Here is a 24589-nt window from a genome sequence, read left to right as displayed (position 1 = left end):
AGCGTGCGCGTGCCGGCGGCTGTGGTCGAGCGCGGCAGGTACTGGTCCTACCAGTTTTTCTGCCAGGCTGTAGCTATTGCCGGCTTTGTCCGGCTAGATTGAAGCCAGTGATGCAACTGGTCCTACCAGTAGGGGCGTTGAGATGGGTACTGAAGGCAAGGCCAAGGTCGCCGATCAGGTCGCCGAACGGGTCGAACGGCTGATCGTCGAGGGCGTACTGAAGGTGGGCCAGGCGCTGCCGTCCGAGCGGCGGCTGGTGGAAAAACTAGGCTGTTCGCGCTCGGCTCTGCGGGAGGGCCTGCGCATCCTGCGTGGGCGCGGCATCATCGACACCGAGCAAGGACGGGGCTCGTTCGTCGCCGACCTGACGGGGCAGGTGGGGAGCACGCCGTTGATGCACCTGTTCAGCTCGCAACCGCGCACGTTGTTCGACTTGCTGGAGGTGCGGGCGTTGCTGGAGGCGGAGTCGGCGCGGCTGGCGGCTTTGCGCGCCACCGAGGTCGACCGTTTGCTGATCCGTCGGCGCTACGAAGAAATGCTGGCTGCCCATGAAACCGCGCAGGCGCTCGATGCTCGCGAGCATGCCCACCGTGACCATGCCTTTCACCGGGCGATCAGCGAGGCGTCGCATAACCCGGTGCTGGTGCATACCCTGCAATCGCTCAGTGACCTGACCCTGAGTACTGTGTTCGCTTCGGTCAACAACCTGTACTGCCGGCCTGCGCAGAAACGCCAGATCGATCGCCAGCATGCGCGGTTGTATCACGCAGTGATGGAGCAACTGCCGGAGCAGGCTCAGCGGGCCGCACGCGAGCACATCAACGGGATACGTGACAGTTTGCGAGAGATAGAGCAGGAAGAGCAGCGCTTGGTCAGGGCGACCATGCGCATGGATGGCTGGGGTTGAATTGTAACCCCGCACCGGCCTGTTCGCGGACAATGCCGAGCACAGGCCGGTACAGGTTCACTCAATGGTCAGCCACAGGGTCATCCTGAGACAGGATTGCCCTGGCCAACTCTTCATCATTGGCTTGCAGCCCTGGGTGGTCCTTGCGGGCCTGTTCCAAAGCCGACTCCACATAGGCGCCGCGGATGGCACCGCCGCTGGCGACGAACGCAGAAAGCTCGTCACGGGCCGGGATGATCCGTTTGTCATCCTTGAAGGTCGAATACAGCGAGGCGGAAACACCGGCCGAGGTGGCGACGTCGCCCGCATCGACGCGGGCCAGGGCAGCACCGGCAGGCAGCAGGAGCAGCAGCGCAGGGGCGAGGAATAGGTGGCGCATGTCGTGTTCTCCAGTAGCGTGAAGCACAGGGAAATAAACCACTCAGTGTTTAAGAGAGCAGGTGAGTGCGGGTAGTTCCCTTTCCTGGCTGGAATGACGAGAGGGGCAGGTACAGCGCAGGGCTCGATCTCAGTGAGGCCTCTGTGGAAGCGGCTCAAGGTTCAAATCGACAACCGCACCACCCGGTTGTCCAGCACCTGTTGCTCCTGTCCCCGCCGCTTGTTCACTACAAGCTCACCAATCGCAATCAGCCGGGTGCGCGTGATGTTGCGCGACAACCCCAGCAACTGCGCGGTATGCACCTGGTTGTAATGGCAGAACCGGTACGCCGAGCGCAGCAGGGCATTTTCCACCTTCTCGTAAAGATCACCCGACTGCTCCTCGTACAGCCGGCTGAACGCGCGCTGTAGCAAGTCATCCACGCCATTGCCTGCCGGCTCCTCCTCTTGCCGTTCGATACGCAAGTTGGACAAACGCAGGTCCTGCGCTTGCACCGTGCCATCGCCACAGGTCAACAAGCTGTGGTGAATCACGTTTTCCAGCTCACGGATGTTGCCCGGCCAACTGTACTCGACCAGCTTGGCCTGGGCCTTGGGGCTCAGTTCCACCGGCCCGTAGCCCAACCGGTCGCTGTAACTGCGGATGAAATGCCGGGCCAGTGGCAGGATGTCGCCCGGACGGTCGCGCAACGGGTGCAACTGCAACGTCACCACGTTCAGCCGGTAGTACAGGTCTTCACGGAAATGTCCGGCGTTGATGGCCTTTTCCAGCTGTACGTTGGTCGCCGCCAGGACCCGCACGTTGATCGGGATGCTCTTGCGCGAGCCCAGCCGCACCACTTCGCGTTCTTGCAGTACACGCAGCAGCTTGACCTGGATCGGCAGCGGCAAGTCGCCAATTTCGTCGAGGAACAAGGTGCCGCCGTTGGCCTCTTCGAACCAGCCGGCCTTGGCCGCGAGGGCGCCGGTGAAGGCGCCCTTTTCATGGGTGCGCCAGGCATGGCGCGTTGCGCGTAGCGCAACCCGCTTGGTTGTGGTGGCCAAAGCGGGTGACTTGGAGGTGAAAGTCCTCTACACACCCGGCAAGGGGAAGTGTTAGCCAGAGGCAAGGGTGTCGTGGGCGACCGCGAATCTGAAGGAAGCCCGAGGCAAACTGCTGGCCTGACGAACAGGAAGCGGATAGAGGCGGCACAGCGGGGTGAGGCGGCCCAAATCGTCAAAGCCCAGTACTTGCACGGGACGCTGTGACGTAAATCCGACAGGCATAAGCAGGAAGGTCACGCGAATTACCCTGGGAGATCTGCACGTTTGCCACTGTGCTACCGAGCGTCGAGAGGCGACGGGACGAGCGTGCAGAAGTCAGCCGAGGCCGTAGTAAGTGGCGGTTAACCGCGCCACCAAGGGCCGAACAGGTTATGCCGCCAGTAGGCGTCACTGTCTCGTTGGTAGCCGTAATGCAGAAATTTCCTACAACGGAATCTGTCACTCCGAATCCCGGCCAGAAGCCGAGGGTGATGCCTGACAGTGCAAAGGTGCCGGCGGCGTCAGCGACGTGGACGAACGCGGAGCCGGACACGCTGATGGAGCGGGTGCTTGCACCGGCCAACCTCAGGCGTGCGTATCAACGCGTGGTTAGCAACAAGGGGGCTCCGGGTGCCGATGGCATGACGGTCGCTGACTTGGCGGGCTACGTGAAACAGTATTGGCCAACCCTCAAGGCCAGGTTGCTGGCCGGTGAATACCATCCCCAAGCAGTGCGAGCGGTTGAAATTCCCAAGCCGCAGGGCGGCACACGGCAACTGGGAATCCCCACCGTCGTGGATCGCCTGATCCAGCAAGCATTACAGCAACAACTCACGCTACTCTTCGATCCGCTGTTTTCGGACTACAGCTACGGTTTTCGTCCGGGCAAAAGCGCTCACCAAGCCGTTGAACTGGCCCGCTCCCATGTGGCGGCGGGGCATCGCTGGTGCGTGGAGCTTGATCTGGAAAAGTTCTTTGATCGGGTCAACCACGACATCCTGATGGCCTGCTTGCAGCGTCGCGTCGAAGACAAGCGAGTGCTTAGGCTCATCCGCCGCTACCTTGAAGCTGGGGCCATGTCGGGCGGTATCGTCAGCCAACGGCAAGAGGGGACACCGCAAGGCGGCCCACTCTCGCCGTTGCTGTCGAATATCCTTCTGGATGAGCTCGACCGCGAATTGGAACGGCGGGGTCATCGCTTCGTGCGCTACGCCGATGATGCGAACATTTATGTGCGCAGTCCTCGGGCGGGCGAGCGGGTGTTGGCCAGTATCGAGCGCTTCCTGTGCCATCGTTTGAAACTGACGGTGAACCGGAAGAAGAGCCAAGTAGCAGGGGCTTGGAAGTGTGACTACTTGGGTTACGGGATGAGCAGGCACCAGCAACCAAGGCTGCGTGTGGCAACGATGAGCCTGGGGCGCTTACGCGACCGACTCAGAATATTGCTACGCAGTGTAAGGGCCCGCAAAGTGGCGACTGTCATTGAGCGAATCAACCCTGTCCTGCGAGGCTGGGCTGGCTACTTCAAGCTCAGCCAGAGCAAACGCCCACTTGAGAAATTGGATGGTTGGGTCAGGCATAAACTTCGCTGCGTCATCTGGCGTCAATGGAAACGGCCCTCAACGAGGGCGCGCAACCTGATGCGCCTGGGCCTGAGCGAAGAACGTGCCTGTAAATCGGCCTTTAATGGCCGAGGCCCGTGGTGGAACTCGGGAGCATCTCATGTGAATCAGGCGCTACCGAAGAGGCTATGGGATAGGTTCGGACTGGTCTCGATACTGGATACGATAAACCGGCTTAGCCGTATAACCTGAACCGCCGTGTACGGAACCGTACGCACGGTGGTGTGAGAGGACGGCGGCTGTGAAGCCGCCTCCTACTCGATCCGAACAGTTCGGCTTCCACCAGCGACTCGGAAAATGCGCCGCAGTTGACCGCAACGAACGGGCCGTTGCGCCGACCGCTGAGGTTGTGGATGTGGCGTGCGACCAGCTCCTTGCCCGTGCCGGTTTCGCCGATGATCAGGACGCTGGCCTCGCTGGGGGCGACCTGTTGCAGGTGGGCGAGCAGCGCCTGCGACCTTGGGTCTTCGAAGACCTGTGCGGTCGCCCGGATCGAGGTAGCCAGTGTCGGTGACGGGGGGAGGGTCAGCAGTTGCATGGGCAGTCCTCAGGAGTAGAAGGATGGGGCAGGGCGTTTGTCGTTGAGGGCCCACTCGCCAAGTTCGTGGATGCGATAGTCCACCGGGTCGTGCAGGGTTTGCGTGCGCAGGTTGCGCCAGTGCCGGTCGAAGCGCAGCGAGGCATGCGTGGCGCGGGCACCGGTAACCTCGAACAGGCGGTTGCAGATGTCCAGGCCGTGGCGGCTGGCGGCGACCTTGGCAGTGCCGATGGCCAGGGCCAGGTCGCCGCGCTCATCAGCGGTGAGTGCATGTTCCTTGGCCCAGGCGGCGTCCAGCAGGCGCGCGGCTCGTTCGATCAGCAGGCGCACGCTTTCCAGGCCAACCCAGAACTCGCCGTAATGGCGCAGTACGTAAGGGTCTTCGGCGCTGCTGGCGGCGCTGGAGCGGAACCACGGGCGGCTTTCCTTGAGGGTGTACTGACGGGCTTCGTCGAAGGCGCCTTCGGCAATGCCGAGGAACAGGTTGGCGAAATGCAGCTGGGCGATCAGTGGGCGCAAGGCGGCGAACGGAGTGCTCAAGGGGCCTGGATCGAGCAGCAATTCGTTGTGCTCGACCCGTACCCGCTCGAAGGTGGCGCTGCCACTGTCGGTCTGGCGCTGGCCGATGTTGTTCCAGTCGCTGTGCAGACTGATGCCGGTGCGGCCACTGGGGATGGCGGCAATCAGCAACTTGCCGCCGGCACGTTCGTCCACTGCCGAGGCAATCAGCATTTCCGAGTCGCTGGCGCCGGAGCAGAAACTCTTCTTGCCCGAAAACTCGCACCAGCCGTCGAAGTGCTTGACCACGGTGCGGGTGTCCAGCGGGTTCAGGGCATTGCCCCAGAACCACTGTTTGCGAGCAGTCTGTTCGAACCACGGTTGCCATTGGTCCGGGCGCGAGAACAGGCGCACGGTGGCCAGCATCAGGTGGTGAAAACCGAAAACATGGGCGATGGAGCTGTCGACCCGCGCGAACTCGCGCACCACCGCGAAGGTGTCGTGCCAGCTGGCACCCTGGCCGCCGAACGCCTGTGGGATCGCCAGTGACAGCAAGCCGCTGTCACGCAAAGCGTCGCGCTCGGCTTTGGGTGTGCCACCGCGTTCGTCGCGTTCCACAGCGGTCTGGGCAAACTGCCCGGCCAGTTCGCGGGCAATCGCCAAGGCCGGGCGCAGTGGTGTAGTCACAGGTGCATTCATGGCCGCTCCTCAGGCGCTTTTACGCAGGGCGTGGTGGGCGCCGAACAGTGGCACGGCACGCTCGGCGGCCAGGCGGATACGGGCGGCAAGGGCGTCGCTGGAGACGCGGTAGTCGGCCATTTCCGCCTGGCTGGCGAATACGCCGATGGGCAGGGTCAGGGCCTGCAGGAAGCTGAACAGCGGGCGCAGCTGGTGGTCGAGCACCAGCGCGTGGCGTTCGCTGCCACCGGTGGCGGCGAGCAACACCGGGGTGTCGACCAAGGCGTCCTGGCCGATCAGGTCGAACAGGTGCTTGAAGTGGCCGGTGAAGCTGCCGCGGTACACCGGCGTGGTCACCACCAGCAGGTCGGCCCGTTCCACCAGGCGCAGTTGCTGCTCGACAGTGTCGGGCAGTTCGCTGCGCCACAGGGCGCTGCCCAGTGGCCGGGCGATCTCGCCCAGTTCGATCAGGTGCGGCTTGATGTGCAGGTGTTCGGCCAGTTCGGCGAGGATCGCTTCGGTCAGGGCCAGGGTGCGCGAAGGGCGGGAAGTGCCGCCGGACAGGGCTACGACGTTCAGTGGGGTGCTCATGGGCTAGTCTCCGGTTCTGGTTGAGCGGGACTTTGCTTGAGCAATCGTCGTGCCTGGTTCTAATGTTGTTATAGATCAACGAGTTAGCGAGTATTAGTGGCTGCGCTGCTGTTGCCGTGCGGGCGTTTTGTGTTGATCAGGTGTTGCGCTGCAAACAGTTGGCCGGGTGTTGGCGGCTGTACAGTTGGGAGAGTTATAGAGGATTAATGAATAGGTAAAAAAGAATAAGAAGTCATATTCTTATTCTGTTTTTATCTTCAAGGTGCTGCGTGGTGCTGCCCAGCAGCCCCAAGCACCCTAGATGTGGGGGGCGTTGCGAGGGGATACCCCACCTGCAAATTCCGGTTTCAAATGCCCCTGTTCATCCAGCAGGTAAGCATCCATCACCTCCCGCACCACCGGCCCGGCCACTCGGCCCCCAGCCTCGCCGTTCTCGATCATCACGGCCACCACCACGCTCGGGTGGTCAGCTGGGGCAAAGCCAACGAACAGGGCGTTGTCACGGTGCCTTTCCAGCGTCTTGTCGCGGTTGTAGCGCTCACCCTGTTTGATTGCCACCACCTGCGCGGTACCGCTCTTGCCTGCAATCCGGTACTGCGCACCGGCGGCTGCGGCGCGGGCGATGCCGCGCGGGTCGTGCATGACCATCTGCATGCCTTGGCTGACCTGGTCCCAGGCGTGCTTGTCATGCAGCACGATATTGGGCATCGGGTTGGGGTCCACCGGCACATCGCCGCCCACGGTCATGGCCAGGTGCGGGCGATGCCACACGCCTTTGCTTGCCAGCAGGCTGGTGGCTTGGGCCAGCTGTAGCGGGGTGACCTGCATGTAGCCTTGGCCAATGCCGAGGATCAGTGTCTCACCCGGGAACCAGGCCTGGCGCCGCGTGGCGCGCTTCCACTCGGCCGAAGGCATCAGCCCCGAGGCCTCCTCGAACATGTCCAGCGACACCTTCTGGCCCAGGCCGAACTCGGCCATGTAATCGTGCAGGCGGTCGATGCCCAGTTTATGAGCCAGGTCGTAGAAGTAGGTGTCGTTGGAGCGCATGATGGCGGTGTACATGTCTACCCAGCCGTCGCCGCTGCGGTTCCAGTTGCGGTACTTGTGGTCGTAGTTGGGCAACTCATAGTAGCCAGGGTCGAACACCCGGCTGCCAGGGGTGATCACGCCGCTGTCGAGGCCGGCGATGGCCACTTCAGGTTTAACCGTCGAGCCGGGCGCATACAGGCCACGCAGCACGCGGTTGAACAACGGGCGGTCGATCGAATCGCGCAGGGCGGCGTACTGCTTGAAACTGATGCCCTTGACGAACAGGTTGGGGTCGAAGCTGGGGTTGCTGACCATCGCCAGTACGTCGCCATTGGCCGGGTCCAGCACCACCACCGAGCCACGGCGCTCGCCCAGGGCCTTTTCCGCGGCCACCTGCAAGTGCGCGTCCAGGGTCAGGACAATGTCCTGACCAGGGGTTGGGTCCTTGTGGTTGAGCACGCGCATCACCCGGCCCTGGGCGTTGGTCTCGACCTCTTCATAGCCCACGTGGCCATGCAGCTGGCTCTCGTAGAAGTGCTCGATGCCGGTCTTGCCGATTGACTGGGTGCCGCGGTACTCGGTGCTGTCGAGGACCTTGGCTTCTTTCTCGTTGATGCGCCCCACATAGCCGACCGAATGGGCGAAATGCTCGGCCAGCGGGTACTCGCGGATGAACTGCGGCTCGACCTCCAGGCCCGGCAGGCGGAACTGGTTTACCGCGACCAGGGCGATCTGCTCTTCGCTCAGGCCCACCATCAGGGTCACCGGCTCGAACGGCTTGCGGCCACGGCGCAGGTCTTTGTCGAACTGCTTGCGGTCGTCTTCGGTCAGGCCTAGTACCTGGGTCAAGGTGTCGAGCACTTTGGCCGAATCGCCGCCGGCCCGCTCACGGGTCATGGTCAGGTCGAAACTGGGCTTGTTGTCGGCCAGCACCACGCCATTGCGGTCGTAGATCAGTCCGCGTTCGGGGGCGATGGGTAGCACGTGCACGCGGTTGTTTTCCGACACCGCGGTCTGCTGGTCGTGCTGCAGTACCTGCAGCACATAGAGCCGGCCCACCAATACGGCACACAGGCTGAACACCAGGGCGGCGCAGGCCAGAAGCCGGCGGTTCACCAGGTGTTTTTCCTTTTCGTGGTCCTTGAGAGGGATGGGTTGCGGCATCAGGGGCTCTTTCCTACAGGCATCGCGCTGGCCGTGCGGGCGCGCGATCGGGTCGGGGATGCTACGCAACACATCCCGCCCTCTCAAGGCGAGGCGCGGCTGGCCGCAGGCTGATAACGCCTGTGTGTCCCATGATCAGGGCGCTGGCGGCAAACATGAAGATTTGTTCATGGCTGAGCCGCATGGAGGATTCGATGCTGGTTTTTTGCGTCATTATGGATCCATAAATGAATCGTGTTCGATTAACGAACGAAAAATCATATGAGGATTGAGCGGATAAATTATTGAAATTAATAGAGAAAAAATAAAACTGGCAGATCGGTCACATAGAATTTTAGTGGTTTTCTCAAAGCGCTTGGCTTTGGTTTGTTGTTTGTGGATCCATTATCTGGTTGATTAGCGCCTGACAACGGCCGGAGCCCTCCTGCCGTATGCGACAACAATTACAAAAAGGGTCCAGTCATGAATGGCTTTCCAAGGGTACGGAACCGTCAGGGTTCCATGCGCTTTGCCGGCGTGTGCGCATCAGTTCTCCCACCTGTGAACCGGCAGGTGGCCCCATGAATACCGACCTCAAGCAACGCCTGGACAACGACCCGATGGGCCGCTTCCAGTGCCTGGCCATTGGTATTTGCATCATCCTCAACATGATCGATGGCTTCGACGTGCTGGTCATGGCCTTCACCGCCGCCTCGGTGTCCGCCGAGTGGGGCCTGAACGGCGCACAGGTAGGGCTGCTGCTCAGCGCCGGCCTGTTCGGCATGGCGGCCGGGTCGTTGTTCATCGCGCCTTGGGCCGACCGGTTTGGTCGACGCCCACTGATCCTGTTGTGCCTGGCGCTTTCGGGCATTGGCATGCTGCTCTCGGCACTGAGCCAAACCCCGCTGCAATTGGCGCTGTTGCGAGGCCTGACCGGGCTGGGCATTGGCGGCATCCTGGCCAGTAGCAACGTGATCGCCAGCGAGTACGCCAGCAAGCGCTGGCGTGGCCTTGCGGTGAGCCTGCAGTCCACCGGCTATGCCCTGGGCGCGACCCTGGGCGGGTTGCTCGCGGTGTGGCTGTTGGGGCATTGGGGCTGGCGCTCGGTGTTCCTGTTCGGCGGCATCGTCACCGTGCTGGTGATCCCGCTGGTATTGCTGTGGCTGCCGGAGTCGTTGGACTTCCTGCTGGCTCGCCGGCCAGCCAATGCCCTGGCCCGGGTCAACCGCCTGGCAGTGCGCCTCGGTCAGCCGGCACTGGCGCAACTGCCGGCACTGGCGGCGAGGGCGCAGGGTACCACCCGTGGTTTCAGGCAACTGCTGGCGCCGGATATGCGCCGCACCACGTTGGTGATCTGGTTGCTGTTCTTCCTGGTCATGTTCGGCTTCTACTTCGTCATGAGTTGGACGCCGAAACTGCTGGTGGCCGCTGGCCTGTCGGCCCAGCAGGGCATCACCGGCGGTGTGCTGTTGAGTGTCGGCGGCATCCTCGGTGCGGCGCTGATCGGCGGGCTGGCATCGCGTTGGCCACTGACGCGGGTACTGGCGTTGTTCATGCTCATCACCGCCGTACTGCTGGTGTTGTTCGTGGTCAATGGGGCCTCGGTCACTGCTGCGCTGGCGCTGGGGTTGCTGATCGGGCTGTTTTCCAACGGCTGCGTGGCCGGCCTGTATGCCTTGTCGCCAGTGGTCTATGACGCCTCGGTACGCGCCACCGGCGTGGGCTGGGGCATCGGTATTGGCCGCATGGGCGCGATCCTGTCGCCGACCGTGGCTGGCGTATTGCTCGATGGCGGCTGGCAACCGCTGCACCTGTACGGGGTGTTCGCCAGCGTGTTCGTGCTGGCCGCAGGTTGCCTGTTGCTACTGCGGCCAATGGCCAAGCCAGCGGCCGCCCTCTCTACCGATGCACTGAGCCACTGAGTGCAACCCGGCCTGGCCGGGTACCTGAATGCAGCACGTCGCCCCAAGCCCATACCGGCCTGGGGCGGTTGGCTGCGCCTATGAAAAGCGGAGAACAATAATAATGATGCACACAACTTGCACGCTGGCCCGTTCGGCCCTGGCGGTGTCGCTGGCGCTTGGCCTGGGTTTGCCGGCCTGGGCCGAGGAGGGCGGCTTCCTTGAAGATGCCAAGGCCGGGCTGACACTGCGCAACTACTACTTCAACCGCGACTTCCGCGACGCAGGGGCGGCCAAGAGCAAGGTCGAAGAATGGGCCCAGGGTTTCATTTTCAAGTTCAGCTCTGGCTACACACCGGGGCTGATCGGTGTTGGCCTGGACGGCATCGCCATGTTCGGCGTGAAGCTGGACAGCGGCCGTGGTACCAGCGGCTCCGAACTGCTGCCGGTGCACGATGACCGGCGTGCGGCCGACGACTATGGTCGCGCCGGTCTGGCGGCCAAGCTGCGTATTTGCGCGACCGAACTGAAGGTCGGTGAGCTGTTGCCGGATATTCCGCTGCTGCGCTACGACGATGGCCGCCTGCTGCCACAGACGTTCCGCGGGGCAATGCTCGATTCGCGCGAGATCGAAGGCCTGAGCCTGCAGGCCGGCCAGTATCGCGAGGTGAGCCTGCGCAATTCTTCCGACATGCAGGACCTTTCCGCCTGGGCCGCGCCTGGGGTGACTTCGGATGGTTTCAACTATGTCGGCGCCGAGTACCGCTTCAACCAGCAGCGCACGCAGATCGGCGCCTGGCATTCGCAACTGGAGGACATTTACCAGCAAAGCTACTTCAACCTGCTGCACAGCCAGCGGCTGGGGGAGTGGACACTGGCGGCCAACCTTGGCTACTTCATCGACCGGGATGATGGACAGGCGCGCATTGGTGATATCCAGAGCCGCACTGGCTACGCTTTGCTGTCGGCCTCGCACAGTGGCCATACCCTGTACCTGGGGTTGCAGAAGGTCAGTGGCGACAGCCCGTGGATGTCGGTGTATGGCAGTAGCGGGCGGACCTTGGGCAACGACATGTTCAACGGCAACTTCAGCAACGCCGACGAGCGCTCGTGGCAAGTGCGCTACGACTACAATTTTGCCGCTATGGGTGTGCCTGGGTTGCTGGCCATGGTGCGCTACGGGCATGGTGAAAATGCCACCACGGCGGCCGGCAGCAATGGCAAGGAGTGGGAGCGCGATACCGAAGTGAACTACACCTTCCAGAGCGGGGCGTTGAAGAACCTCAACATCCGCCTGAACAATGCGACCAACCGGCGCAGCTTCAACAGTGATTTCGACCAGACGCGGCTGATTGTCAGCTATCCGCTGACGTTGTAAACGCCGCGACTTAATCGTTGGCTGGCCTGCCGGCGATGTGGGCTAACAGGCCACCAACAACCCCTCACCTTGCGCTAAGATGCCCGCTCATGTCCCTGGAAGTAGCCTGGATGAGCAAGCCCGGTCAAATGGTGCTGGTCGCGTTGCGCAAGATGATCGCCTCGGGCGAGCTGGCGGCCGGCGAGCGCTTGATGGAAGTCCCCACCGCCGAGCTGTTCGGCGTTTCTCGCATGCCGGTGCGCATGGCGTTTCGTACCCTTGAGCAGGAAGGCTTGCTGGTGCGTTTTGGCGGCCGGGGCTTTCAGGTGCGCTCAGTCAGTGCCGATGACATCGCCGGTGCGGTCGAGGTGCGCGGCGTACTGGAGGGGCTGGCCGCGCGCCAGGCTGCAGAGCGTGGTTTGTCGGTGCAAGCACGCGCGGCGCTGCAGCAGTGCCTGGTCGATGGCGACCAGCTGTTCGACAAGGGCTTCGTGACCGAAGAAGACCTGCAGGCTTACCACGACCTGAACATGCGCTTTCACCAGGTGATCATCGAAGCCAGCCACAACCCGGCCATTGCCGATGCCCTGGCGCGCAACGACCACCTGCCGTTCGCCTCGGTCACCGCGCTGGCGGTGGACCGCCATGACCTGGCCCGCGAATACCGGCGCTTCAATTTTGCTCACATGCAGCATCACGCGGTGTTCGATGCCCTGACCAACCGCCAGGGTGCCCGCGCCGAAGCGATCATGCGCGAGCACGCCAATGCCACCTTGCGCTACGCCGAGACCTTTGGCGGGGCGACGGCAGACGCAGGCATGAAGGTTATCCTGCCCTCGGCGTAAACCGGTTCAGATATCCAGCACCAGCAGCGGCGTTTTCGAGCGCGAGCAGCAGGGCGTGAACTGATCGTTCAGCGCCTGCTCCTCTTCGGTAAGGAACATGTCGCGGTGGTCCGGCGTACCCTGCAGCACGCGCGTCAGGCAGGTGCCGCAGATACCCTGTTCGCACGACATGGCAATCTCGATACCGTGCTGTTCCAGCACCTGCACCACGGTCTGGTCGGCCGGCACCTCGAACACCTGCCCCGTGCTGCCCACCTGCACCGAGAAGCTACCGTCGTTGCTGGCATCCACCGGCGCTGCGGCAAAATACTCGCGGTGCAGGTTGGCCTCCTGCCAGCCCAGTCCCTTGGCGCTGTCCAGCACATGCTGCATGAACCCGCCGGGCCCGCAGACATACAGGTGCGCATCCTCTTGCGGGTTGCCCAGCACCCGGGCGATATCCAGTGCGGTTTCCGGTTGCTCGTCAAAGTGTACGAACAGGCGGTCGGCGAACGGCGCGTTGCGAATGCGTTCGACAAAGGCCGCACGCTCGCTGGAGCGGGCGCAGTAGTGCAGCTCGAAGTCATGGCCGCTGTGGGACAGCTGCTCGGCCATGCACAGAATCGGGGTAATGCCGATGCCACCGGCAAACAGCAGGCTGCGCTGCGCCCCCTCGGCCAGCGGGAACAGGTTGCGCGGCGCGCTGATGCGCAGCCGTGCGCCGGCCTGCACCTGCTCGTGCAGGCTGCGTGAGCCTCCCCGCGAAGCCGGGTCGTTGAGCACGCCAATCAGGTAACGGTGGCGCTCCTCGGGGTGGTTGCACAGCGAATACTGGCGCACCAACCCATCGGGCAAATGCACGTCGATATGCGCGCCAGCGCTGAACGCCGGCAGCAAGCTGCCATCCGCTGCCGCCAGCTCGAAGCTGCAAATACCTTGCGCTTCGTCGTTACGGGACACCACTACGGCATCGATCATGTCGGCTGTTCCTCAGGCAGGGGTGGCGCTGGTAGCGATCAGTTGCGGTTGTGGCGCACGCTCTTTGGCGATGATGCGCTCCAGCACCTTGCGCGACTGCACGCCGCCAGCATCGATGTTCAGCTTCAGCAGGTTGCGCTCGGGGTGGGCCAGCAGGTTCTGCTGCTGGCGTTCGAGCATCTCCAGGTCTTCGCTGAAAATCTTGCCTTGGCCTTCGCGGATGTTGTCGGTCAGGGTTTGGTCATGCGCGGCGAAGTTGCGTGCCATGCCCCAGAAGTACCAAATCGATGTGTCGGTCTCTGGCGTGATGAAATCCACCACGATGCTCGACGCCTTGTGCTGCGCCTCGGCGTGGTAGCCACCCTTGCCGGCATGCGCCACACCCACTTCGATCAGCACATGGCTAGGCGGGGTGAAGCGGCAGATCTGCCAACGGTCCACCGGTACATCATCGGCCAGGCCGTTGCCACGCAGGGCCATGCGCCAGAAGGGCGGGGCCATGATGTTTTCCATGTGCCGGGCGGTGACCACTTCGTCGCCGGTGACGGTGGTGACTGGCGGGGCCTCGTCGATTTCCTTCTGGCCGATGCTGGAGGCATGCACGTAGGTTTCGTGGGTGAGGTCCATCAGGTTGTCGATCATCAGGCGGTAGTCGCAACCGATGTGGAACAGCCCGCCACCGTAGGCCCATTCATCATTCACCGCCCATTCAAGGTGCGGAATCAGCGCCGGGTCGGCCTGCGCCTGGTCGCCTGGCCATACCCAGACAAAGCCATAGCGCTCGACTGCAGCGAAAGTCTTGTTGCAGGGAAAGCCCCGTACCCGCTGGCCGGGCATCGACACGGTCTTGCCATCGCAGCCCATGACCAGGCCGTGGTAGCCGCATACCAGGTTGCCGTCCTCGACATAGCCAAGCGACAACGGCGCACCACGGTGCGGGCAGAAATCCTCGACGGCGGCTACACGGTTCTCGTGGCCACGGTAGAACACGATTTTTTCCCCGCAGATCCGCCGGCCCAAGGGCTTGGTGGCGATCTCGTCGGGGGTGCAGGCAACGTACCAGGTGTTTTTGGGGTACATGGGAGGCTCTCCGGGGTTTTGTTTTTATTTAATGGATCCATTAGAGCCGTTAAAGAAAATCACGGTCAATCTATATTGTGTGTTTATAGTAGGTTTTGTGCGGTTATCGGATTTTGTGGATCCATTGTCGGCTAGCGATGAGAATCGCAATACGCCTCTGCGACCACGTACCTGCTATTACTTAGCAGACACATCACACACCAAGGCCCCTCGATGCTCGCCATCGAAAACCTTCACAAATCATTCCCCACTCCCCAAGGCCCGCTCCCGGTTCTGCAGGGCGTCGATCTGCGCCTGGCACGCGGCAGCAGCCTGGCACTGATGGGCGAGTCGGGCAGCGGCAAGAGCACCTTGCTGCACCTGGTGGCTGGCCTGGACCGGGCCGACAGCGGCCGCATCCTGATCGACGACGTTGCGCTCGACGGCCGTTCGGAAGCGTCTCTGGCACAGTGGCGGCGTGAGGGGATTGGCCTGGTGTTCCAGCAATACAACCTGATCAGCAGCCTGGACGTCGGCCTGAACCTGACCTTCCAGGCTCGCCTGGCCGGGCGGTATGACCCGCATTGGGCGGCTTACCTGGCGCAACGTCTGGGCCTGGCGGGCCTGCTTGCGCGTTACCCGGAACACTTGTCGGGCGGCCAGCAGCAGCGGGTCGCCATCGGCCGCGCGCTGGCCGGGCGACCGGCATGGCTGCTAGCCGACGAACCCACCGGCAGCCTGGATGAGGCCAGCAGCGACGAGGTGCTGAACCTGTTGCTGCAGTTGGTTGCCGAAGCCGGCAGCGGTGTGTTGATGGTGACTCACAGCCCACGGTTGGCGGCGCGTTTGCAGCAGCGCTGCTACCTGCAGGCCGGCTGCGTGCGGCACGAGCAGGGCTGATGAGGCTGTTGTCGCTGGCATTGATGGCGTTGCTCAGCCATTGGCGGCGCCACCGCGTGCAGTGCTTGAGTATCTTCACTGGCCTGTGGCTGGCCACGGCGTTGTGGACCGGGGTGCAGGCGCTGAACAGCCAGGCACGCAGTGACTATGCCCGGGCCAGCGCGGTTTTGGCCGGGCCGTTGCAGGCGCAATTGCTGCCGCGCACTGGCGAGCGCTTCGACCAGGGTTTGTACGTGCAACTGCGCAGGCTGGGCTGGGCGGTATCACCGGTGCTGGAAGGGCGCTTGCGCCTGCCGGGCGAGCCGGCGCGCAGCGTGCGGCTGATTGGCATCGAGCCATTGAGCCTGTCGCCGGCCAGCAGCATTGCCGGTGTACAACTGCAGGCATTCGACCTGCAGGCTTTTATCGGCACGCCCGGGCAAGCCTGGGTTGGGCCAGACACCTTGCGTCAGTTGAGCGCAAACCCCGCGCAGCGGGCCCGCGACAGCGAAGGGCAGTTGCTGCCGCCTTTGGTTTTGCAGCCCGCGTTGGCGCCTGGGGTGATGGTGGTGGACATCGGCCACGCGCAGGCGTTGCTGCATGCATCTGGGCAGTTGTCACGCCTGCTGCTGGCCGGGGCACCTGGGCCATTGCCGGCAGATATCGCCCCCTTCCTCGAACTTCAAACACAGCAGGACGATGGCGGTTTGCAGCGCCTGACCGACAGTTTCCACCTCAACCTGACTGCGCTCGGCCTGCTGGCGTTCATCGTCGGCTTGTTCATCGCCCACGCCGCCATCGGCCTGGCGCTGGAACAGCGGCGTGGGCTGATCCGCAACTTGCGCGCCAGCGGCATCAGCCTGAAGACCCTGCTGTATGCACTGTTGCTGGAGTTGGGCCTGTTCGCGGTGCTGGGCGGGCTTGCCGGGGTGGCCAGTGGTTATGCCTTGGCCGCGTGGCTGCTGCCCGATGTGGCCGCCAGTTTACGCGGCCTGTATGGCGCACAGGTGGCGGGTACGCTGAACCTGCCTGCGTGGTGGTGGCTGCTGGGCGTGCTGGTGAGTGTATTCGGGGCATTGCTGGCAGGGCTGGGCAGCGTCATGCGTGCGGCCCGGTTGCCGTTGCTGGCGCTGGCGCAACCTCAAGCCTGGCGGCTGGCGCAGGGGCCTTGGCTGAGGCGTCAGGCATTGTTCGCGGGCTTGCTGCTGTTGCTGGCCTTGGGCTGTGGCGTGTTCGGAGCCAGCCTGCCCAGCGCGTTCGCCATGCTGGCGGGGTTGCTGCTGGCGGCAGCGCTGCTGTTACCGGGCATGCTCGACCGGGTGCTGGCCTGGCTGGCGCGCCGCTGCCAGCGGCCATTGGCGCAATGGTTCGTTGCCGACAGCCGCCAGCAACTGCCGGCCCTGAGCCTGGCGTTGATGGCCCTTTTGCTGGCGCTGGCTGCCAGTGTTGGCGTGGGCAGCATGACCGAGGGTTTTCGCAAGACGTTTGTCGGTTGGCTTGGCCAGCGCCTGTCCGCCGACCTGTATGTCACCCCACGCGATACAGCCCAAGGCCTGCAGATAGTCGAGTGGCTTGAGCAGCAGCCTGCGGCCAGTGTGGTGCTGCCCGGCTGGCGCGTGGACATTCAACTACAAGGTTGGCCGGTACAAGTGCAGGGCATTGTCGATCACTCCGTTTATCGAACGCGCTGGCCGCTATTGGAACAACAGCCACATGCCTGGCAGCGACTGGCCCGCGGGCAGGCTGTAATGCTCAGCGAACAGTTGGCCAGGCGGTTGAAACTGCAACTGGGCGATAACCTCAAGCTGCCTGCAAACACGTCGCCGGCCTTGCCTGTTGTGGGGATCTATGCCGATTACGGCAACCCCAAGGGGCATGTCCTGGCCAATGCCGGCTGGTTGCGCGAAAACTGGCCACAGGCAACCCTGACCGGCTTGAGCGTCGACTTGGCCGCTGAACGGGTGCCGGCGCTCAAGGTCGCTCTGCAACGGCATTTTGCCCTCGACGACAGCCGCGTGGTCGAGCAGGCGCGCCTGAAGCGCTGGTCGACCGACGTGTTCAACCGCACCTTTGCCGCCACCGCTGCCCTCAACAGCCTCACCCTTGGCGTGGCTGGCGTGGCGTTGTTCATCAACCTGTTGACCCTGGGCCAGTCCCGGCTGGGCCAGCTGGCACCGCTATGGGCGCTGGGTGTGCGGCGTATGCAACTGGTCTGGCTGGGCCTTGGCCAGACACTCATGCTGAGCAGCCTCACCGTGTTGATGGCGATCCCGCTGGGGTTGCTGCTGGCCTGGTGCCTGGTCGCGGTGGTCAATGTTCAGGCGTTTGGCTGGCGCCTGCCGCTCTATGTCTTTCCCGTGCAGTTGCTGCAGTTGGCCATGTTGGGGTTGTTCACCAGCCTGCTGGCCAGCGCCTGGCCGCTGTGGCAGCTGGCGCGCCGCCAGCCGCGCGAACTGTTGAGGCCATTTGCCGATGAAGCGTAATGCGTGGCTGTTGCTCAGCGTGTTGTTGTGCGGCTGTGATCAACCAGCACCACAGAGTTATGCCGGGCTTGGGCAGCAGGCCGGCGAACTCAGCCAGGTGACCCGCGACCATCGGCTGGCATTTCCACAGGACCACGGTCCACACGATGGTTTTCGTATCGAGTGGTGGTATGTCACCGCCAACCTGAAGGACGCTCAAGGCCGTGACTGGGGCGCCCAGTGGACGCTGTTCCGCTCGGCCCTGCGCCCAGGCCCGGAGACCACCGACTGGAACAGCCCGAACCTGTGGATGGGGCACGCGGCCTTGACCGGTCCGGGCGGCCACCAGTCTGGCGAAACCCTGGCGCGCGGCGGTATCGGCCAGGCCGGAGTGCAGGCTCAGCCGTTCCGAGCGTGGATCGATGACTGGTCGTTGCAGGGCAGGGGCAGTATCGAAAACCTGCAGATGGTCGCCGGTGGCGATGGTTTTCGCTATGACTTGCAGTTGCACAGCGATCACCCTCTGGTGCTGCACGGGGAGCAAGGTTACAGCGAGAAATCTGGCAAGGGGCAGGCTTCGTACTATTACAGCCAGCCTTTCTACCAAGTGCAGGGGCACATTCAGCGTGGCAGCCAGTGCATCGCGGTCACTGGGCAGGCCTGGCTGGACCGGGAATGGAGCAGCCAACCGCTGGCGTCAGGGCAAACGGGCTGGGACTGGTTTTCGCTGCACCTGGACAGTGGTGCCAAGCTGATGCTGTTTCAGGTACGCGAGGCGCGAGGGGACGCGTACCGCGCTGGGACCTGGGTTGGGCCGCAGGGTGAGGTGGTGGCGCTGGACGCAGCGCAGATTCAGTTGCAGGCGCAAGCCTGGTCTGCGCAGAAAAACGGCAAAAAGGTGCCGACACGGTGGCGGGTGCAGGTGCCTGGGCATGGAGTGGATGTGCAGGTTGATGCCGTGGAGCCGCAGGCGTGGATGCAGACGCGATTCCCTTACTGGGAAGGGCCGGTGCGGTTGAGCGGGAGCGCGGGTGGGCGCGGGTATCTGGAGATGACTGGATATTAGTCAGTCTGGTCATGACGCGGTCCCTTGTAGGAGCGGCCTTGTGTCGCGATAGGGCCGCAAAGCGGCCCCAACAATGTTGGGGCGATTCGAAGATCCTGGGGGTGCTTCGCACCCCGATCGCGACACAAGGCCGCTCCTACAAGGGGCCACGCCAGCCTGTTCAATCCTTGATGAGTGCGCGCAGCACAGCTCGTGCATCTTCGCTGCGCAAGCACTCGATGAACAACCGGCTTTCCCGCGCCACTGTGTCTTCAAGCTCCGCTCGCTGGCTGTCCTTGAGCAACCGCTTGCTGATGCGCAATGCCGCCTGCGGATAGCCTTGCAGCTGCCGCGCCAGGGTGCGGGCAGCCGCCAGGCACTGCGCGCCGTCTTCATGCAGTTCATTGGCCAGCCCCCAGGCCACCATCTGTTCGCCATCGAGCAACGCGTTGGCCAGCAGCAAGCGCGCCGCACGGGCCTGGCCAAGCAAACGCGGCAGCAACAGGCTGGAGCCGAACTCCGGGCACACACCCAATGGCGCGAAGGGCATGCGCAGTTTGGTCGAGCGGCTGACCAGCACCTGGTCGCAATGCAGCAACAGGGTGGCCCCGATGCCGATCGCCGCGCCACTGACCGCTGCGATCAGCGGCTTGTCCAGCCCCATGACTACCCGCATCAGGCGGAACACCGGGCTGTCCAGGTCGCTGGGCGGGTTGTCGAGGAAGTCGCGCAGGTCGTTGCCAGCGCTGAAGCAGTGCGGCCCACCGGTGATGATGATGGCGTCGACATCAGGGTTTTCACCCGCCGCCAGCAGCAGGTCGCCCAGCTGTTGGTACATGGCGGTGTTCAGGGCATTGAGCTTGTCGGGGCGGTTGAAGGCCAGGGTCAGCAGCCCTTGGTCCAGGTCGCGTGTGATCAGGTCGTTCATGGCAGCCGCTTTTATTGTTGTGGGCAGGTGCAAGGGTTTATCACGCTGTCCGGCTTGTTGTACAGTCGTTCAGTCCAGCCCCTAACCCGAGACCCACCGATGACTCAGGAAGCCCGCTACCACCGCATGCTGCCGGAACTGCGCAAAGCCAACCTGGTCGAGGCGACCTTGGTGTGCCTCAAGCGCCATGGCTTTCAGGGGGCGTCGATCCGCAAGATCTCGGCTGAAGCCGGGGTTTCGGTGGGGTTGATCAGCCATCATTACGCCGGCAAGGACGAACTGGTGGCCGAGGCCTACATGGCCGTTACCGGCCGGGTGATGGGCCTGCTGCGCGAGGCCATGGCCCAGGCTGCGCCCAATGCCCGCGAGCGGCTGTCGGCGTTCTTCCGCGCCTCGTTCTGCGCCGAGCTGCTCGACCCGCAATTGCTCGATGCCTGGCTGGCTTTCTGGGGCGCGGTGAAGACCGCCGACGCCATCAACCAGGTACACGACCACTCTTACGGCGAGTACCGCAACGAGCTCAGCCGGCTGCTGGCCAAACTGGCCGAGGAAGAGGGCTGGCAGGGTTTCGATGCCGACCTGGCGGCCATCAGCCTGAGCGCCTTGCTCGATGGCCTGTGGCTGGAGTCGGGGCTCAACCCCGGCACCTTCACCCCCGAGCAGGGCGTGGTCATCTGCGAGGCCTGGGTCGATGGCTTGCAGGCCGGTGGTCGGCGGCGCTTCAGCCTGCCCGAGGGCTGTTGATCGCCCGTTCAGTAACGAGTACGCTGCTGTCGCGAGTGTGTAGAACAACACCAATAAAAAGAGACGACACGCAATGACGCCTCGGGTATTGATCGTCGATGACGATCCGCTTATTCGTGACTTGCTGCAGGCCTATCTGTCCCAGGAAGGCTACGACGTGCACTGCGCCGACACGGCGGAAAAGGCCGAAGCCCTGCTCGGCAGCCAGGATGTCGACCTGGTGCTGCTGGACATCCGCCTGCCTGGCAAGGACGGCCTCACCCTGACCCGCGAGCTACGGGTGCGCTCGGAGGTCGGCATCATCCTCATCACCGGGCGCAATGACGACATCGACCGCATCGTCGGCCTGGAATGCGGCGCCGACGATTATGTCATCAAACCGCTCAACCCCCGCGAGCTGGTGTCCCGTGCCAAAAACCTGATCCGCCGCGTGCGCCATGCCCGCGAGGTACACCCGGCCCCGGCCTGCGCGCAATCGCTGAAGCAGTTCGCCGACTGGGCGCTGGACACCGATCGCCGTCGCCTGATCGACGCCCGTGGCGGGCAAACCCTGCTGACCCACGGCGAGTTTCAACTGCTTAGCGTGTTTCTGCGCAACAGCGGCCACACCCTTAGCCGCGACCAGCTGATGGACCAGATTCGCAACCGCGAGTGGGTGCCCAACGACCGCTCCATCGATGTGCTGGTCGGGCGCCTGCGCCGCAAGCTGCATGACGATCCGGCCGAGCCACAGCTGATCATCACCATCCACGGCACCGGCTACCTGTTCACCGCCAGTGTGGCGGCATGAGCCACTGCGCCTGGCTGTCGGCACTTGCGCTGTGTGTTGCGCAGGCCAATGCCAGCGAGCCGGTGCGGTATTGCGACTACCCGGTGTACCCACCCATTTCCTGGAGCGATGGCCACCAAGTGCGTGGGCTAGCCCCAACCGTGGTGCGCGAGCTGTTCGCACGCCTGGGCTACCCGGTGCAAACCGTGGTGCTGGGCAACTGGAAGCGCTGCCTGCTGGACGCCGCCGCCGGGCGGGTGGACGTGGTGCTGGCCTACAACAGCGACCAGCGCGACCAGCGCATGCGTTTTTCCACGGTGCCGGTGTTACGCGAGGAAGTGGCCGTGTTCTACAACCGCAAGCGGCCGGTGCAGTTCCAGCAACTGGAGGACCTGGCCGGCTACCGTGGCGGCCTGTTATACGGTGAAAGCTACGGCGCTGAGTTCGACCGCTTCGTCGCCCGCCACCAGAACATCGAGCGGGTGTCGTCCAGCCAGCAGAACTTTGGCAAGCTGATCCGCGGCCGCATCGACTACGTGATCCAGGAGCGGCGTACTGGCCAACTGTTCATCGAACACTTGCCCGGCGCGCAGGACATCCGCGTGCTGCCCACTGCACTGAGCGTGGACTATCTGCGTGTAGCCGTGTCGCGGCAATCCCCCCTGAGCCAGCACATGGATGAAATCGACGAGCAGCTGCAGCGCATGAACCGGGCTGGCGAGATCGAGCGCTGGCTGGAGCAAAGCGAAGTCACCTACCGCGACATGATCAAGCTGCCGGCGGATGCCCGATGATACGCCTGCGCACCGACGGCCTGCTGCGTCGCCTGCTGCTGTTCATCCTGCTGTTCAGCCTGTGCTTCACCGTGCTGGCCAGTGGCGTGCAGCTGTACATCGAGTACCGCCGCGAAATGCGTGACATAGACGCACGCATGGCGTTGATCCGCGCCGGCTACCTGGCCAGCCTGGAGCGTAGCCTGTGGGACCTGGACGAGGCGCAGCTGGATGTGCAACTGCGCGGCCTGGTGGACTTTTCCGATGTGGCGCGGGTGCGCCTGGTCAGTGATGATTTCCAGTTGTTGCGCGGTGAGGCCGAAGCCACAGGGCCGCTGCGCATCGAGCGCTTCCCCCTTGATTATCAGCCACCCTCGGGGCCGCCCAGGCACCTGGGCGAGCTGGAAGTCAGCATCGACCTGGGCGCGGTGCACCGCCGGTTGTACGCCACAGGCCTTGCCAGCCTGCTGTGGATGGGCGTGTTTCTGTGCGGCCTGGCAGTGGCACTGTCGGGGCTGTTCTACCGCCTGGTCACCCGCCACCTGCAAGTGATGGCCGAATTTGCCCGTCGTATTGGCGCCGGCCAGTGGCAGGAGCCGTTGCGCCTGGGGCGCCGACGTTCAGCGCGCCCCGATGAGATCGACACGGTGGCCAATGCCCTGGACGATATGCGCCGCGCCATCCTCAGCGATATCGAGCGCCGTGAGCGCGACCGCCTGGAGCTGCAGGGCAAGCGCGACGAATTGCAGGCCATGGTCGAGCGGCGTACGGCCAGCCTGGCCCGCGCCAAGGACGAGGCCGAGGCTGCCAACCTGGCCAAGTCACGCTTCCTGGCGACCATGAGCCATGAACTGCGCACGCCGCTCAACGGCATTCTGGGCATGGCCGAACTGCTGCGCGGCGGGCGCCTGGAGGCGGCCGACCGCCAGCGTGTCGAGGCCTTGTACAAAGCCGGCGAGGGCCTGCTGGCGATTCTCAACGAGGTGCTGTATTTCGCCCGGCTCGAAGAAGGCGAAAGCCGCGCCGAGCTGGTAGGTTTTTCCTTGCGCCAGTTGTGCCAGGAAGTGCTGGCGTTGCTCGAACCCATGGCCATGGAAAACGCCGACACCCTGCAACTGCATGTCGATGAGCAGTTGGCCGCGCACCAGCACGGCGCCGAGCAATACCTGCGCCAGGTGCTGAGCAACCTGCTGGCCAATGCCATCAAGTTCACCGAGCACGGCCAGGTACAGCTTACGGTGCAGGTGCTGGCCAGCAACGAACGCTCGCAGCGCCTGCGGTTGTCGGTCAGTGACAATGGCATCGGCATCGAGCCCGCCGTACAGGCGAAGATCTTCGACCGCTTCGTCCAGGCCAGCGAAACAGTGGCGCGTCGCTATGGCGGCACTGGCCTGGGCCTGGCGATCTGCAAGCACCTGGTGGAAAAACTGGGCGGCAGCATCGGCCTGGACAGTGTGCAAGGGCAGGGCAGTTGCTTCTGGTTCGAGCTTGACATGGCACGCGGGCAGCCCGTGCCTGCCGGCTCACCTGCCCCTTTGTCCTTGCTAAGCCTGGATATCCTGGTGGTCGAGGACGTTGCGCTGAACCGCGAGGTGGCGGGTGGCCTGCTGCTGCGCGATGGCCACCGGGTGAGCTTTGCCGAAGACGCCGGGCAAGCCCTGCAGGCGTGTGCGCAGCGGCGCTTCGATCTGGTCTTGCTTGACGTGCACTTGCCGGGCATGAGCGGGGTGGAGTTGTGCCGACAGCTGCGTGCCTCGCCTGGTCCGAACCGCCACAGTCGGATCCTGGCACTGACGGCTGGCGTGCAGCCGGGGCAGGTATCGGGCTACCTGGATGCTGGCATGCAAGGGGTACTGGCCAAGCCCTTGCGGCTGGACAACCTGCGCGAGGCGCTGGCCGAAGTAGCCTGCGGCGAAGTGACCAGCGCTGACGCAGACATGGACTGGTCACTGCTGGACACCCACCGCTCGCTGCTGGGCAAACAGAAGCTGCAAGGCCTGTTGAAGGTGCTGCGCCAATCACTGGAGCAGCATGCCACGGCGCTGGCCGAGGCGCTGCCGGCCCAGGACTTCACCGAAGTGCTGCACCTGGCCCATCGCCTGGCCGGTAGCTGCGATTCCTTGGGGTTCGCCGGGCTGGCAGCGCTGTTGCATCGCCTGGAAGAGGCGGCCCGGCAGCAGGACATCGAGGCGATGCAAACCCTCGACGGGCCGCTGGCCACCCAGCTAAGTCAGGCCCGCGCCACGCTGGAACAGCTGATCCAGAGCTGACGTACAAAAAACTTACGACTTTTTACATCTTCGATCCGTTCGTACAACGGCACCTTACATCCGTTTCCAATAATCCATGGCAACCGTGTTGCACGCGGTCCATGAGGCTTATTGGAGACAAGAATAATGACATGCCGTAGCGCTCAGCCCCTCCTTCGCAACGCCCCACGTGCCTGCCGCAATGGCGAGGTGC

19 protein-coding genes and 2 pseudogenes are annotated in these 24589 nt (G+C 63.7%); 12 read left to right on the top strand and 9 right to left on the bottom strand.

The annotated features are described in order from the left end of the window. The first annotated feature begins 142 nt into the window (after window positions 1-142). The gene (glcC, locus tag Q9451_RS19400; RefSeq protein ID WP_012271810.1) at window positions 143-907 is read left to right on the top strand and encodes a transcriptional regulator GlcC; all 765 of its coding nucleotides are present in this window, start codon (window positions 143-145) and stop codon (window positions 905-907) included. A gap of 61 nt (window positions 908-968) precedes the next feature. On the opposite strand, the gene Q9451_RS19395 is transcribed toward glcC, so the two are convergent. Further along, window positions 969-1286, bottom strand: a complete 318-nt coding sequence (locus tag Q9451_RS19395; RefSeq protein WP_012271811.1) for a DUF2388 domain-containing protein — start codon at window positions 1284-1286, stop codon at window positions 969-971. A gap of 161 nt (window positions 1287-1447) precedes the next feature. Beyond that, window positions 1448-2272: pseudogene (gene sfnR, locus Q9451_RS19390) on the bottom strand (sigma54-dependent transcriptional activator SfnR); the annotation flags it as partial. A 428-nt stretch (window positions 2273-2700) separates the two neighbouring features. Between sfnR and ltrA the strand changes: the two are divergent. Then, complete coding sequence (gene ltrA, locus Q9451_RS19385) at window positions 2701-4122, top strand: group II intron reverse transcriptase/maturase (RefSeq protein WP_024718247.1); 1422 nt, start codon at window positions 2701-2703, stop codon at window positions 4120-4122. A gap of 33 nt (window positions 4123-4155) precedes the next feature. On the opposite strand, the pseudogene Q9451_RS19380 reads toward ltrA, so the two are convergent. The 4 genes and pseudogenes from Q9451_RS19380 to mrdA form a co-directional block, all read right to left on the bottom strand. Further along, window positions 4156-4468, bottom strand: a pseudogene (locus Q9451_RS19380) (sigma 54-interacting transcriptional regulator); the annotation flags it as partial. A 9-nt stretch (window positions 4469-4477) separates the two neighbouring features. Next, complete coding sequence (locus Q9451_RS19375; protein ID WP_012271813.1) at window positions 4478-5665, bottom strand: acyl-CoA dehydrogenase family protein; 1188 nt, start codon at window positions 5663-5665, stop codon at window positions 4478-4480. Between the two features lie 9 nt (window positions 5666-5674). Continuing rightward, window positions 5675-6235, bottom strand: a complete 561-nt coding sequence (msuE, locus tag Q9451_RS19370; protein ID WP_012271814.1) for an FMN reductase — start codon at window positions 6233-6235, stop codon at window positions 5675-5677. Between the two features lie 297 nt (window positions 6236-6532). Continuing rightward, on the bottom strand, window positions 6533-8428 hold the full coding sequence (mrdA, locus tag Q9451_RS19365; protein ID WP_041166469.1) for a penicillin-binding protein 2: 1896 nt from the start codon (window positions 8426-8428) through the stop codon (window positions 6533-6535). 560 nt (window positions 8429-8988) lie between these two features. On the opposite strand from mrdA, the gene Q9451_RS19360 reads away from it, so the two are divergent. The 3 genes from Q9451_RS19360 (at window position 8989) to Q9451_RS19350 (ending at window position 12510) form a co-directional block, all read left to right on the top strand. Then, window positions 8989-10329 carry an MFS transporter gene (locus Q9451_RS19360; RefSeq protein WP_012271816.1) on the top strand — a complete coding sequence of 447 codons (1341 nt, stop codon included), beginning with the start codon at window positions 8989-8991 and terminating at the stop codon, window positions 10327-10329. Window positions 10330-10432: 103 nt separating this feature from the next. Continuing rightward, on the top strand, window positions 10433-11686 hold the full coding sequence (locus Q9451_RS19355) for an OprD family porin (RefSeq protein ID WP_012271817.1): 1254 nt from the start codon (window positions 10433-10435) through the stop codon (window positions 11684-11686). A 110-nt stretch (window positions 11687-11796) separates the two neighbouring features. Beyond that, on the top strand, window positions 11797-12510 hold the full coding sequence (locus tag Q9451_RS19350) for a GntR family transcriptional regulator (protein ID WP_012271818.1): 714 nt from the start codon (window positions 11797-11799) through the stop codon (window positions 12508-12510). Window positions 12511-12516: 6 nt separating this feature from the next. Here Q9451_RS19350 and Q9451_RS19345 read toward each other — a convergent pair whose 3' ends face one another. Both Q9451_RS19345 and Q9451_RS19340 read right to left on the bottom strand, forming a co-directional pair. Then, window positions 12517-13467, bottom strand: coding sequence for a PDR/VanB family oxidoreductase (locus Q9451_RS19345; RefSeq protein ID WP_012271819.1), 951 nt, complete (start codon window positions 13465-13467; stop codon window positions 12517-12519). 12 nt (window positions 13468-13479) lie between these two features. Continuing rightward, window positions 13480-14547 (bottom strand): aromatic ring-hydroxylating dioxygenase subunit alpha, encoded by a 1068-nt coding sequence (locus Q9451_RS19340; RefSeq protein WP_012271820.1) that lies wholly within the window; start codon window positions 14545-14547, stop codon window positions 13480-13482. Window positions 14548-14760: 213 nt separating this feature from the next. Between Q9451_RS19340 and Q9451_RS19335 the strand changes: the two genes are divergently transcribed. Genes Q9451_RS19335 through Q9451_RS19325 form a run of 3 tightly spaced genes read left to right on the top strand, consistent with a single transcriptional unit; the run spans window position 14761 to window position 18933 of the window. Beyond that, window positions 14761-15426: an ABC transporter ATP-binding protein gene (locus Q9451_RS19335; protein WP_012271821.1), complete on the top strand. Its 666-nt coding sequence runs from the start codon at window positions 14761-14763 to the stop codon at window positions 15424-15426. Further along, complete coding sequence (locus Q9451_RS19330; protein ID WP_012271822.1) at window positions 15426-17888, top strand: FtsX-like permease family protein; 2463 nt, start codon at window positions 15426-15428, stop codon at window positions 17886-17888. The genes Q9451_RS19335 and Q9451_RS19330 overlap by 1 nt, the downstream gene beginning before the upstream one ends. Then, the gene (locus Q9451_RS19325) at window positions 17878-18933 is read left to right on the top strand and encodes a lipocalin-like domain-containing protein (protein WP_012271823.1); all 1056 of its coding nucleotides are present in this window, start codon (window positions 17878-17880) and stop codon (window positions 18931-18933) included. The genes Q9451_RS19330 and Q9451_RS19325 overlap by 11 nt, the downstream gene beginning before the upstream one ends. Before the next feature lie 160 nt (window positions 18934-19093). Here Q9451_RS19325 and Q9451_RS19320 read toward each other — a convergent pair whose 3' ends face one another. After that, on the bottom strand, window positions 19094-19840 hold the full coding sequence (locus tag Q9451_RS19320; RefSeq protein ID WP_012271824.1) for an enoyl-CoA hydratase-related protein: 747 nt from the start codon (window positions 19838-19840) through the stop codon (window positions 19094-19096). Between the two features lie 99 nt (window positions 19841-19939). Here Q9451_RS19320 and Q9451_RS19315 point away from each other — a divergent pair, with 99 nt between their 5' ends. The 4 genes from Q9451_RS19315 (at window position 19940) to Q9451_RS19300 (ending at window position 24396) form a co-directional block, all read left to right on the top strand. After that, a complete protein-coding gene (locus Q9451_RS19315) occupies window positions 19940-20584 on the top strand; it encodes a TetR family transcriptional regulator C-terminal domain-containing protein (protein WP_012271825.1) in 645 nt (214 codons plus the stop codon). A gap of 73 nt (window positions 20585-20657) precedes the next feature. Continuing rightward, the gene (locus Q9451_RS19310) at window positions 20658-21374 is read left to right on the top strand and encodes a response regulator (RefSeq protein ID WP_012271826.1); all 717 of its coding nucleotides are present in this window, start codon (window positions 20658-20660) and stop codon (window positions 21372-21374) included. After that, window positions 21371-22147, top strand: coding sequence for a transporter substrate-binding domain-containing protein (locus Q9451_RS19305; protein ID WP_012271827.1), 777 nt, complete (start codon window positions 21371-21373; stop codon window positions 22145-22147). Before Q9451_RS19310 ends, Q9451_RS19305 begins: the two co-directional genes overlap by 4 nt. Further along, window positions 22144-24396 (top strand): hybrid sensor histidine kinase/response regulator, encoded by a 2253-nt coding sequence (locus Q9451_RS19300; protein ID WP_012271828.1) that lies wholly within the window; start codon window positions 22144-22146, stop codon window positions 24394-24396. Before Q9451_RS19305 ends, Q9451_RS19300 begins: the two co-directional genes overlap by 4 nt. Window positions 24397-24589 lie beyond the last annotated feature (193 nt).

The organism is Pseudomonas sp. NY8896 (genome assembly GCF_039634505.1).
This window is presented reverse-complemented; position numbering and strand designations above follow the sequence as displayed.

Bases quoted from the DNA above. Each gene is read 5' to 3' on its own strand.
- glcC (WP_012271810.1), top strand. From the start codon at position 143: ATGGGTACTGAAGGCAAGGCCAAGGTCGCCGATCAGGTCGCCGAACGG.
- Q9451_RS19395 (WP_012271811.1), bottom strand. From the start codon at position 1,286: ATGCGCCACCTATTCCTCGCCCCTGCGCTGCTGCTCCTGCTGCCTGCC.
- ltrA (WP_024718247.1), top strand. From the start codon at position 2,701: ATGCCGCCAGTAGGCGTCACTGTCTCGTTGGTAGCCGTAATGCAGAAA.
- Q9451_RS19375 (WP_012271813.1), bottom strand. From the start codon at position 5,665: ATGAATGCACCTGTGACTACACCACTGCGCCCGGCCTTGGCGATTGCC.
- msuE (WP_012271814.1), bottom strand. From the start codon at position 6,235: ATGAGCACCCCACTGAACGTCGTAGCCCTGTCCGGCGGCACTTCCCGC.
- mrdA (WP_041166469.1), bottom strand. From the start codon at position 8,428: ATGCCGCAACCCATCCCTCTCAAGGACCACGAAAAGGAAAAACACCTG.
- Q9451_RS19360 (WP_012271816.1), top strand. From the start codon at position 8,989: ATGAATACCGACCTCAAGCAACGCCTGGACAACGACCCGATGGGCCGC.
- Q9451_RS19355 (WP_012271817.1), top strand. From the start codon at position 10,433: ATGATGCACACAACTTGCACGCTGGCCCGTTCGGCCCTGGCGGTGTCG.
- Q9451_RS19350 (WP_012271818.1), top strand. From the start codon at position 11,797: ATGAGCAAGCCCGGTCAAATGGTGCTGGTCGCGTTGCGCAAGATGATC.
- Q9451_RS19345 (WP_012271819.1), bottom strand. From the start codon at position 13,467: ATGATCGATGCCGTAGTGGTGTCCCGTAACGACGAAGCGCAAGGTATT.
- Q9451_RS19340 (WP_012271820.1), bottom strand. From the start codon at position 14,547: ATGTACCCCAAAAACACCTGGTACGTTGCCTGCACCCCCGACGAGATC.
- Q9451_RS19335 (WP_012271821.1), top strand. From the start codon at position 14,761: ATGCTCGCCATCGAAAACCTTCACAAATCATTCCCCACTCCCCAAGGC.
- Q9451_RS19330 (WP_012271822.1), top strand. From the start codon at position 15,426: ATGAGGCTGTTGTCGCTGGCATTGATGGCGTTGCTCAGCCATTGGCGG.
- Q9451_RS19325 (WP_012271823.1), top strand. From the start codon at position 17,878: ATGAAGCGTAATGCGTGGCTGTTGCTCAGCGTGTTGTTGTGCGGCTGT.
- Q9451_RS19320 (WP_012271824.1), bottom strand. From the start codon at position 19,840: ATGAACGACCTGATCACACGCGACCTGGACCAAGGGCTGCTGACCCTG.
- Q9451_RS19315 (WP_012271825.1), top strand. From the start codon at position 19,940: ATGACTCAGGAAGCCCGCTACCACCGCATGCTGCCGGAACTGCGCAAA.
- Q9451_RS19310 (WP_012271826.1), top strand. From the start codon at position 20,658: ATGACGCCTCGGGTATTGATCGTCGATGACGATCCGCTTATTCGTGAC.
- Q9451_RS19305 (WP_012271827.1), top strand. From the start codon at position 21,371: ATGAGCCACTGCGCCTGGCTGTCGGCACTTGCGCTGTGTGTTGCGCAG.
- Q9451_RS19300 (WP_012271828.1), top strand. From the start codon at position 22,144: ATGATACGCCTGCGCACCGACGGCCTGCTGCGTCGCCTGCTGCTGTTC.